General features: G+C 73.9%; 9 protein-coding genes. 3 read left to right on the forward strand and 6 right to left on the reverse strand.

All coding sequences use genetic code 11. From position 1 onward, the window contains the following. Window positions 1-62: 62 nt before the first annotated feature. Window positions 63-1,553 carry a GH1 family beta-glucosidase gene (locus IE274_RS02630; protein WP_229909105.1) on the forward strand — a complete coding sequence of 497 codons (1,491 nt, stop codon included), beginning with the start codon at window positions 63-65 and terminating at the stop codon, window positions 1,551-1,553. A gap of 102 nt (window positions 1,554-1,655) precedes the next feature. Here IE274_RS02630 and IE274_RS02635 read toward each other — a convergent pair whose 3' ends face one another. From IE274_RS02635 to IE274_RS02645, 3 genes are all read right to left on the reverse strand, one after another. Beyond that, entirely contained in the window at window positions 1,656-3,116 is a 1,461-nt protein-coding gene (locus IE274_RS02635; RefSeq protein WP_190113858.1) for a cellulose binding domain-containing protein, read from the reverse strand. A gap of 184 nt (window positions 3,117-3,300) precedes the next feature. Further along, window positions 3,301-4,737: a sensor histidine kinase gene (locus IE274_RS02640; RefSeq protein ID WP_190113859.1), complete on the reverse strand. Its 1,437-nt coding sequence runs from the start codon at window positions 4,735-4,737 to the stop codon at window positions 3,301-3,303. Between the two features lie 28 nt (window positions 4,738-4,765). Beyond that, window positions 4,766-5,458 (reverse strand): response regulator transcription factor, encoded by a 693-nt coding sequence (locus IE274_RS02645; protein WP_190113860.1) that lies wholly within the window; start codon window positions 5,456-5,458, stop codon window positions 4,766-4,768. Window positions 5,459-5,613: 155 nt separating this feature from the next. On the opposite strand from IE274_RS02645, the gene IE274_RS02650 reads away from it, so the two are divergent. Continuing rightward, window positions 5,614-6,165, forward strand: coding sequence for a hypothetical protein (locus IE274_RS02650; RefSeq protein WP_190113861.1), 552 nt, complete (start codon window positions 5,614-5,616; stop codon window positions 6,163-6,165). Window positions 6,166-6,192: 27 nt separating this feature from the next. On the opposite strand, the gene IE274_RS02655 is transcribed toward IE274_RS02650, so the two are convergent. Both IE274_RS02655 and IE274_RS02660 read right to left on the reverse strand, forming a co-directional pair. Then, window positions 6,193-7,053 (reverse strand): spermidine synthase, encoded by an 861-nt coding sequence (locus IE274_RS02655; protein WP_190113862.1) that lies wholly within the window; start codon window positions 7,051-7,053, stop codon window positions 6,193-6,195. A 132-nt stretch (window positions 7,054-7,185) separates the two neighbouring features. Then, the gene (locus tag IE274_RS02660; protein WP_190113863.1) at window positions 7,186-7,668 is read right to left on the reverse strand and encodes a hypothetical protein; all 483 of its coding nucleotides are present in this window, start codon (window positions 7,666-7,668) and stop codon (window positions 7,186-7,188) included. Between the two features lie 334 nt (window positions 7,669-8,002). Here IE274_RS02660 and IE274_RS02665 point away from each other — a divergent pair, with 334 nt between their 5' ends. Continuing rightward, the gene (locus tag IE274_RS02665; protein WP_190113864.1) at window positions 8,003-9,451 is read left to right on the forward strand and encodes an NsdA family TPR-like regulatory protein; all 1,449 of its coding nucleotides are present in this window, start codon (window positions 8,003-8,005) and stop codon (window positions 9,449-9,451) included. Window positions 9,452-9,503: 52 nt separating this feature from the next. Here the strand turns inward: IE274_RS02665 and IE274_RS02670 are convergent, their stop codons facing one another. Next, window positions 9,504-10,106 (reverse strand): histidine phosphatase family protein, encoded by a 603-nt coding sequence (locus IE274_RS02670; protein WP_190113865.1) that lies wholly within the window; start codon window positions 10,104-10,106, stop codon window positions 9,504-9,506. Between the last annotated feature and the right edge of the window lie 67 nt (window positions 10,107-10,173).

Below are 10,173 nucleotides of genomic sequence, written 5' to 3' on the forward strand. Positions count from 1 at the left end.
CCGCACCGCCGTCCCGGCTCGACGTGCACCGACCTTTCCGTACGACCCATGGGAGCGCTTCCATGCCTGATGCGAAGTCCGACGTGAAGTCCGCCGTGAGGCCCGACCCGAAGCCCGCTGCCGGCCTCCGGTTTCCGTCCTCCTTTCTGTGGGGCGCCGCCACCGCCGCGTACCAGATCGAGGGGGCCGCGCGGGAGGACGGCAGGACGCCGTCGATCTGGGACACCTTCAGTCATACGCCGGGCAAGGTGCTCGGCGGGGACACCGGGGACGTGGCCTGCGACCACTTCCACCGGTGGCGCGACGACGTGCGGCTGATGGCCGACCTCGGGATCGGCTCGTACCGCTTCTCCGTGTCCTGGCCGCGGGTGCAGCCCACCGGGCGCGGCCCCGCCGTGCAGCGCGGCCTCGACTTCTACCGCGCGCTCGTCGACGAACTGCTCGCGCACGGCATCACGCCGATGGTCACGCTCTACCACTGGGACCTGCCCCAGGAGCTTGAGTCGGCCTTCCCCAGCGGCTCCCCGGCGGGCGGCGGCTGGCCGGAGCGGGACACCGCCTACCGCTTCGAGGAGTACGCGGGCATCGTCGCCGGGGCGCTCGGCGACCGCGTGGAGCTGTGGGCGACCCTCAACGAGCCCTGGTGCAGCGCGTTCCTCGGCTACGGCTCGGGCGTGCACGCGCCCGGCCGCACCGACCCCGCGGCCGCCCTGCGCGCGGCCCATCACCTCAACCTCGCCCACGGCCTGGGCGTCCGCGCGCTGCGCGCGGCCCTGCCGACCCGCGCCCAGGTCGGCGTCTGTCTCAACCCGAGCGCCGTGCGCCCGCTCACCCCGTCCGCCGCGGACCTCGACGCGCGGCGCCGCATCGACGCGCTCGCCAACCGTGTCTTCACCGGGCCGATGCTCCGCGGGACGTACGACGACGACCTGCTCGCCGACACCGCGCGGATCACGGACTGGTCCTTCGTGCGCGACCGCGACCTGGCCACCGCCCGGCAGCCGCTGGACTTCCTCGGCATCAACTACTACTCCCCCGCTGTCGTGTCGGCCGCCCCGCACGCGGACGGACCGCGCCTGGACGGACACGGCGCCGCCGACCACTCCCCCTGGCCGGGCGCCGACTCCGTCTCCTTCCACCGGGCGCCCGGCGAACTCACCGCCATGGACTGGCCGGTGGACCCCACCGGCCTGAAAGACCTTCTCCTTGAGTACACCGCTCAGGCCCCCGGGGTTCCCCTCTATGTGACGGAGAACGGCGCGGCCTACGACGACAAGCCCGGCGCGGGCGGCCAGGTCCACGACCCCGACCGGATCCGCTATCTGCACGGCCACCTCGCCGCCCTGCACGAGGCGATCCTCGCGGGCGCCGACGTCCGCGGCTATTTCCTCTGGTCGCTCATGGACAACTTCGAGTGGGCGTACGGCTACAGCAAGCGGTTCGGGGCGGTGCACGTCGACTACGAGACGCAGAAGCGGACGCCCAAGTCGAGCGCGCACTGGTACGGGAAGGTGGCGGCGAGCGGGGAGCTGCGCGCGGCCGAGGAGGAGTAGAGAAGGGTGCGCCCCGGCCGGGTGGGGGGAAATGCCGGCCGGGGCGCGTGTGGGGGGAGAGAGTGGCTATGGGGGAGAGAGTGGCCAGAGGGAAGGCAGTGGCTACTTGTACGCCGCGAACGCCTTCGTGAACGCCAGCGGGTCCTGCGCGATCGACGAGCACGTCGGCTGGACGCCGCCGGAGCCGCCGGGGCAGGCCTTGTCGCGCGTCGAGGACCACATCGACAGCCAGCCGATCCCCTTGTCCTGCGCGAACTTCACCAGCTGGGTGGCGTCGTCGACCTTGAAGATCTCCGTGGTGACGTCGTTGACGCCGATCATCGGCGTGACCGCGACGGTCTTCCACGCCTGCGCGTCCGACAGGCCGAGCACGCCCTTGATCTGTGCCTGCGTGGCGGTGGCCGCCTGGGTGGCGTACGTGCCCATGTCGTCGCTGTAGGCGGGGCCGTAGTCCATGGCCATGATGTTCACGGCGGAGATCTTGACGCCGTTCTTCTTGGCGTCGGCGAGCAGGTCGACGCCGGGCTGGGTCAGGCCCTCGGGCATCACGGGCAGGGTGAAGGAGACGTCGAGGCCCGGGTGGTCCTTCTGGAGGGCGGCGATCGCCTGCGCGCGGCGGGAGTTGGCGGCGGTGTCCGGCAGGGCCGCGCCCTCGATGTCGAAGTCGACCTTGGTCAGCTTGTACGCGTCGATGACCTTGCCGTACGCCTTGGCGAGGGCGCCCGCGCTGTCGCAGCGCAGGCCGAGTTCCGAGCCGGCCGCGCCGCCGAAGGACACGCGGACGTCGCCGCCCTTGGCGCGCAGGTCGCCGATCTGGGCGGCCACCTTGTCGTCACCGAGTGCGGTGCTGCCGCCCCACAGGGGCTCGCAGCCGCCGCCGGAGGTGACGAAGGCCAGGTTGAACTCCTTCACGCCGGTCTTCGCGGCCGTGTCGAGGAGGTCGTAGGCCGGGGCGAGGGAGGTGTCCACGAAGGGAGCGAACTTGGCGGCGCCCTGGGAGCCGGTGCCCTCCGTGGGCTTCCCCGTAGGCGTCGGCTTCTCGGTGGGCTTCTCCGTAGGAGTGGGCTTCCCGGTCGGCTTCTCCGTAGGCGTCGGTTCGGGCTTCTCGGTGGGGCGGCCGGACGGCGCGGGCGTGGCGTCGTCGTCCGCCGCGCACTTGGCGTCGTCGATCAGACACGTGACCGGGTCGGCCGTGCCGGACACGACGAAGCCGACCGTCACCGACTCGCCGGGGGCCAGCTCCTTGTCCCACTTGGGCGGCGTGACGGTGACGCGGCGCCCCTCGACCTTGTGCTCGGCGTTCCACAGCGAGCTGAGCTTCGCCTTCGCGGGCAGCTCGAACTCCAGGGTCCAGTCGGCCTTGGCCTTGTCGGTGCTGTTCTTGACGACGTACTGCGCGGTGTAACCGCCCGACCAGTCGCTGGTCTTGGTGTACGCGGCGCCGACGCCGGCCGCCTGGGCCGTACCGGAGAGCAGGAAGGCGCCGCCTCCGACGACGGCCGCGGTGACGAGGGCACCTATCGCCTTCTGGCCGCCGGTGATTCTGCGACGGTGGGTGGTCATGGGGGGCCTGCCTCTTCGGGGGGAGTGCGGGGGTGGGGACCGCTTGCACGTTAGCCCCGCCGTACGCGACAAAAGGGGCTTCCCGGGCGCGACTTGGCGATCTTAGGGTTGGCTTAAGAGTGGGATCGGGGTCGGGAAAGGTTGGGCCCCGCACCGGGCGCCAAAGCCCCAGGCCAACCCGGACCTAGTCCGCCCCGGCCCCCGTCCCCTGCTCCGCCCCCGCCACCCGCACCCGCTTCCGCCGCCGCACCACCCTGCGCCGCCCCCGCACCCCCGCCGCGGGCCGACGCGGATCCCGCTGGATCCAGAGGCGTACCTCCGTACCGCCCAGGACCGACCGGCCGATCCGCACATCACCGCCGGTGGACTCCGCGAGGCGGCGGACGATGTCGAGGCCGAGGCCGGTCGACCCCGTCGAGCCGGTCGCGGCGCCGGAGCCGCCGCGGGCGAGCGCGGCCCCGGGGTCGGCGATCCCGCCCCCGGCGTCGGAGACGAGCACGATCACCGCGTCCTCGCCGCTGTGCACGTCCACGGCGAAGGCGGAGCCCTCGCTCGTGTGCCGGAAGACGTTGCCGAGCAGGGCGTCGACCGTGGCGACCAGGTCCGCCCGGGCCACCGGGAGCCACACCGGCTGCTCCACCCCGGCGACCCGCGCCTCGCGCCCCTCGTCCTCCGCGAGCGCCGACCAGAACTCCATGCGTTCGCGGATCACCTCGGCGGCGTCGCACCCGGCGCCGGGGCCGGTGAGGACACCGGCGGCGGTCTGCGGCTTCGCGTCGCGGGCGGTGCGGATGATGGTGTCGACCTCGCGTTCGAGGCGTTCGACGGCGGTCCGGGTCTGTTCGGCGGCGGCGCCGTCGCCGAGCGAGGCGGCGTTCAGGCGGAGGACCGTCAGGGGCGTCCGCAGCCGGTGCGACAGGTCCGCCGCCAGCTCCCGCTCGTTGGCGAGGAGTTGGACGACCTGGTCGGCCATGGAGTTGAACGCCACGGCGGCGAGCCGCAGTTCGGTGGGCCCGTCCTCCGGCACCCGCGCCCCGAGCTTGCCCTCGCCGAGGTCGTGCGCGGCGCCGACGAGCCGCCGGGCGGGCTGGACCATGCGGACGCCGAGGCGGTCGGCGACCGCGACGGACCCGATGATGAGCGCCACGCCGACGCCCGCGAGCACCAGCCACGCCGTGGTCACGCCGTTGCTGACCTCGCTCTCCGGCACGAAGATCTCGACGACGGCGATCTCGCCGGAACCCAGCCCGAAGGGCTGGAGCAGCGCCGAGCCACCGGGCACGCCCGCGGTCCTGGCCCGCCCCTCCGCGCGGGTGGCGGCCACGTCGTGGGCGGCGGCGCGGCGGTCGCCGATCCGCAGCGGCGGCTGCTCGCCGACGGCCGGTACGTACACGGCCATCCGCCCGTCGCCGCCCGCCTCGGAGGTGGCGACGGCCCGGGTGAGCTGGGCGCGGTCGGTGGTGATGGAGAGCGTCGGGCCCATGCCCGCGGCGTGCCGTTCGGCGGCGGAGAAGGCGCGGTCGCGGGCCATCTCCTGAATGACGAGGCCCAGCGGGATGGCGAACGCGGCCACGACCATCGTGGTGACGGCCAGGCACACCCGCACGAGCGCCCACCTCACGGCGCGGCTCCGGCCCGCCGGGCGCGGGTCACAGGGGTGGCTCCAGCTTCACGCCGACGCCCCGCAGGGTGTGCAGATAGCGCGGGTTGGCGGCGTTTTCGCCCAGTTTCCGGCGCAGCCAGGACAGATGGACGTCGATGGTCTGGTCGTCGCCGTAGCTCTGCTGCCAGACCTCGGCGAGCAGTTCCTTGCGCGGTACGACGACGCCGGGCCGCCCGGCGAGGAAGGCGAGCAGGTCGAACTCGCGCCGGGTCAGGTCGAGCCGGGCGCCGTCCAACTCGGCCTGGCGCCGCAGCGGGTCGACGGTGAGGCCGCCGACCTGGAGGGCGCGGCTCGGCGGCGCCTCACCGGAGCCGGAGCCGCGCGCTCGCCGGAGCACGGCGGCCATGCGCGCGGACAGGTGCTCGACGGAGAACGGCTTGGTCAGGTAGTCGTCGGCGCCGTCGTTGAGGAGCCGGACGATCTCCGTCTCGTCGTCCCGCGCGGTCGCGATGATCACGGGTACGTCGGTGATGCCGCGCAGCATCTTCAGCGCCTCGGCGCCGTCCAGGTCGGGCAGGCCGAGGTCCAGAATGACCAGGTCGAAACGGAAATGGGCGACCTCGCGCAGCGCCTCCAGGGCGGTTCCGACGCTCCGTACCGTGTGGGAGGCGTCGGTGAGATGCCGGATGAGGGCCGAGCGTACGAACTGGTCGTCCTCGACGACGAGCACACTTGCCATGGGCGGCACCGTACGCCATTCGGGGGACACGGGTGCCGAGCGGGACTCTTGGCCCGGACTTGGGTCCGATGTCCGCTGCCGGACCGGGTGCCGAAGGTAAGCGGAAGCCTCAACTCCTGGTCCTCGGCACGGCGGGTGGTGCACTATGGCCCGCGATGCACAGAGGTCTCGTACACGCGATCGCGTGGTCGCTCGCCACGGGCGCGGCGGTCACGCTGTCGTGGTGGGGCGTGCACACGGTGATGGCGGGCACGGCGTACGACCCGCCGCGCGCCCTGCCCCTCGCGTCCGGCGACCGCGCGGCGGACCCCCTGTCGTCGTCGACGCACCGCCCCGAGCCGACGTCGAGCAGCAGGCCCCCGAAGTCCGGCGCCCCGTCCAAGTCGCAGCGCCCGGACCCCACGAAGAGCCCGCAGCACCCCCGGAGCCCGTCCCCGGACCACTCGGCCAAGCCTCCGAGGACGCCCGCCCACCCGTCCCCCTCGGGCAGCGTGAAGGGCTACAACACCGACGGTGGCCGGGTCGTCTTCGACCTCGGCGACACGTACGCGACGCTGGTGTCGTCGTCGCCGTCGGCGGGTTGGTCGATGCAGGTGTGGAAGGCGTCGACGTGGATCCGGGTGGAGTTCACGTCGGGCGCGGACCGGGTGTCGGTGTTCTGCACGTGGCACGACCACGCGCCGCGGGTGGACCTCAACACGTACTGAGCCCGACGGCTCGGGGAACCCCGACGGCTAGCGGAACACGGACGACGGCGGTGCGGGCGACGCCACGGCGCTCGCGTCCGTCACGGCCGCCGCGCCGCCGCTGAAGTCGCCGAGCGCGGGCCCGTGTTCGACCCGGGCGGGGTGCGGGTCGCCGGCGCTGCGCCGGGTGAGTTCGGCGATGGGCAGGGGCTGTCCGGCGCCGAGGAGGACGGCGTTGCCGAAACGTTTGCCGCGCAGGACGGCCGGGTCGGCGACGAGGGCGAGTTCGGGGAAGACGGTGGCGGCGGTGGCGAGTTGGCCGCGGAGGTAGCCGAGCGGCGGGCCGTCGGCGAGGTTGGCGGCGTACCAGCCGGTGGGTTTCAGGGCTCTGCGGACGTCGCCGAGGAATTCCGCGGTGGTGAGGTGGGCGGGGGTGCGGGCGCCGCTGAACACGTCGGCTATGACGAGGTCGGCCCAGCCGTCGGGGGTCTTCGCGAGCCCTTCGCGGGCGTCGGTGCCGCGGATGCGGATGCGGGCGCCGGGGTCGAGGGGCAGGGCGCGGCGGACGAGTTGGACGAGGGCGGTGTCGCGTTCGACGACCTGCTGGGTGGAGCGGGGGCGGGTGGCGGCGACGTACCGGGCGAGGGTGAGGGCGCCACCGCCGAGGTGCAGGACGTGCACGGGCCGCCCGGGCGGCGCGACGAGGTCCACGATGTGCCCGATCCGCCGCTGGTACTCGAACCCGAGATGAGCGGGATCGTCGAGGTCGACGTGCGACTGCGGCGCCCCGTCGACGAGCAGGGTCCACCCGCGGGCCCGCTCCCGGTCGGGCATCAGCTCGGCAAGCCCGCCGTCAACCTCCTCGACGAGTGCTTCCCGCGTCTGCCGTCCCCGCCGATTCCGTGCCACGCGCCCATTATCGCCGCAGACAGAAACGGCCGCCCGACGAGACCGTCTCCGCCCGTCCGGCGCTTCAGGGCGAGCCGCGAAGCGGCGACGAAGCGGGGCAAGGGGCACCGCCCCCGCCACCCACACCGCAGGTCAACGACAGTTGTCCGCCGCTTCGATCATGCGGGCGGCCTCGCCGAGCGCGGCCCGCAGCACAGCCGGATCCGTCACCGGGTCGGTGTCCCCGGGCGGCACCAGCCACCCCGTCCCGGCGACAGGCGGCGCAGGCACCGGGTCCGGGTCCCGGGCCAGGGCGACCCCCCGGCCGAAGGTCTGCGTACAAGCACTGCCGGGCAGGTCCCACCCGTCCGCCGTGCCGGGCGGCACGAGAAAGCCGAGGGTGTCGCACCCGCCGTCGTGCAGAACGGGCCCCACGGCCTCCTCGCCGGCACCCCGGCGCAGAATGTCGACGGCTTCGAGCCCCTGGCGCGCGGGAACAGTCACGAGGTCGCACTCCTCGTGACCGTCGGGGTCCTCATGACCGTCAAGGCCGTCGTAGCCGGGCCCCGGGCTGTGGTCCTGGCTCGGCCGGTGCCGGGCGGTCGTCAGCGCGCCCCCGGATTCGCTGTTCTCCATGCCGAACTCCAACAAGGGAACCTCCTCGCCAGGGCGGAAGCGGCGTCGCTCCCTCTCCGCATGGTTCAACGCGCCAAGGCGTCAACGGCTACGGCGCCACGCCGCCGCAAAGGATGGCAGTTCATGGCAGATCACGGGTGAGATATCCGGTTTGTAGCCAAACTCCGCGTGGTGGCCGGTTCGCAACCGGTACGTTCATGCTCCGCCGGAACAGGTCCGCCCCCGCCGCATCCCACCCAGCCGAACGCCGGCAGGCGTACCAGCGGCCGACGGCGCGGGACGGCGCGCCACGGTCCGGCACCGTCCGGCACGGTCCCCAGCGAGAGGATCCGGCATGGCGTCGTCGACACCGGCATCGTCAACTCCGCCTCCGCGTCCGAATCTCACGTTCCGGCAGCTGCGCGGGCAGCGCTCCCCGGGCGAGTTCGCGGCCGCGGTGCGGCGGGCCGCGCGCGAGATCGGCGAGCGGGTCAGCTGCGACGCGCGGTACGTCGGCCGGGTGGAGGCCGGTGAGATCCGCTGCCCCAACTACGCGTACGAACGGGTGTTCCTGCACATGTTCCCCGGCCGGACGCTGACGGACCTGGGCTTCGCGCCGCGCGCGGCCGTCCGGGGCCGGGGGGCGCGGGCCGCCGGGGACGCGCGGGGGGCGGCCACCGGCCGCCCGCATGACGACCAGGACCCGAGGTACCCGCGTGCCAGTGACAGCGACAACACCTTCAGCACCGAGGAGAGCGACGTGCGGCGTCGCGCATTCATGACCAGCGGCACGGCCACCGTGGCCGCCGCCTCGCTGGGGGCCGTCGGGCTCCCGCTGGGCGGCGTCGCCGCGGCCCGCGTCCGCGAGCCGCGCCGCCTTCGCGCGGCGGACGAGCACGAGGTGAACGCCGTCGAGGAGGCCGTCCGCGCGATCCGGCTGCTCGACGACCGGCACGGCGCCGACGGCCTCTACCGGCGGGCCGCCACCCCGCTGCGCACGGCCTACGCCCTGCTCGACGCGGGCACCACCCGGCAGGCCGGGAAGGCGGTGGCCGACCGGCTGTACTCGAGCGCGGGCGAGCTCGCCATCTCCGTCGGCTGGCTCGCCCACGACTCCGGCCGCTTCGACGACGCCCGCTCGCACTACGCGGAGGCACTGGCGACGGCACGGATGGCCGGGGACCCCGCCCTGGAGGCGCACGCGTTCTGCAACACGGCGTTCCTGGCCCGGGACTGCGGGCGGCCCCGGGAGGCGGTGCGGGCGGCGCAGGCCGCGGCGCGCGCCGCCCGGTACCTCGACTCGCCCCGGTTCCTGTCGCTGCTCGCGCTGCGCGAGGCGGGCGGCTGGGCCGGGCTCGGCGACCGCACGGGCTGCCGACAGGCGCTCACCCGCGCGCACGCCCTGTTCGACCGGGGCGCGGCCGAGACCGACCCGGAGTGGATGACGTTCTACGGAGCCGCCGAGCTGGAGGGCCTGGAGGCGCAGTGCTGGTCGGCGCTCGGGCAGTGGGAGCGCGCGTCCCGGCACGCGCACCGCGCGGCGGGCGTGGCGGCGGCGCAGACGCCCGAATTCACGCGGAACATCGCGCTGTACACCGCGGAGCTGGCCGACGACCTGGCTCGCGCGGGCCGGCCGGACGAGGCCGCGGCGGCGGGCCTGCGGGTCCTTGCCCTGCTGGACGAGGTCCAGTCGTCGCGGATCGAGGCCATGCTCGCGACCACCGCCCGGCTGCTGTTGCCGCACCGGCGGGCCACCGAGGTGACGGGCTTCCTGGAGCAGCACTGCGCACGCGCGCGTGGGTGACGATTCCGTCGGCGTGCGGACGGTCCGGGGCTCGGGCCTCCGCCCCGCCGCCCTACGGCTGTCCCGCGAGGTGGCCCGTCTCGTTCCAGGACTCCAGGGCGGGCTCTCCGTAGGCCCAGCCCAGGACGGAGAGGGACGTCGGGTTGAGGCGGATGCGGGACGCGAAGTCGATGTCGTAGCCGAGCCAGCGGGCGCCGATGGCGCGCAGGATGTGGCCGTGCGCGAAGACCAGGACGTCCCGGTCGGCCTCGCGCGCCCAGGCGACGACCTCGTCCGCGCGGGCGGACACCTGCGCCAGCGTCTCGCCGTCCGGGACCCCGTCGCGCCAGATGAACCACCCGGGGCGCAGGGCCTGGATGTCGGCGGGCGTCAGTCCGTCGTACGCCCCGTAGTCGAACTCCATCAGCGCGTCCCACTCGGCGGCCCGGTCGCCGAACCCGGCCAGCTCGCACGTCTCCCGCGCGCGGGACAGCGGGCTGGTGCGCACCTCGACTCCGGGGAGGCCGTCATAGGGCGCCCGGTGCAGCCGCTGGCCGAGGAGCTTCGCGCCGCGCCTGCCCTCTTCGAGGAGCGGGATGTCCGTCCTGCCGGTGTGCTTTCCGGACAGCGACCACTCGGTCTGTCCGTGCCGGGCCAGCAGGATGCGCGGTGCCATGAGAAGCCTTTCTAGAGGGACATGCAAGGACAAAAAGGGACAGTCGCCCGTCCGTTCCTTCCATCAT

The sequence above is a fragment of the Streptomyces flavofungini genome, assembly GCF_014650815.1.
GTDB classification, from domain to species: domain Bacteria; phylum Actinomycetota; class Actinomycetes; order Streptomycetales; family Streptomycetaceae; genus Streptomyces; species Streptomyces flavofungini.

Coding starts and splice junctions, on each gene's coding strand:
- IE274_RS02665 (WP_190113864.1), top strand. CDS start 8,003: ATGGCGTCGTCGACACCGGCATCGTCAACTCCGCCTCCGCGTCCGAAT.
- IE274_RS02635 (WP_190113858.1), bottom strand. CDS start 3,116: ATGACCACCCACCGTCGCAGAATCACCGGCGGCCAGAAGGCGATAGGT.
- IE274_RS02645 (WP_190113860.1), bottom strand. CDS start 5,458: ATGGCAAGTGTGCTCGTCGTCGAGGACGACCAGTTCGTACGCTCGGCC.
- IE274_RS02660 (WP_190113863.1), bottom strand. CDS start 7,668: ATGGAGAACAGCGAATCCGGGGGCGCGCTGACGACCGCCCGGCACCGG.
- IE274_RS02650 (WP_190113861.1), top strand. CDS start 5,614: ATGCACAGAGGTCTCGTACACGCGATCGCGTGGTCGCTCGCCACGGGC.
- IE274_RS02630 (WP_229909105.1), top strand. CDS start 63: ATGCCTGATGCGAAGTCCGACGTGAAGTCCGCCGTGAGGCCCGACCCG.
- IE274_RS02670 (WP_190113865.1), bottom strand. CDS start 10,106: ATGGCACCGCGCATCCTGCTGGCCCGGCACGGACAGACCGAGTGGTCG.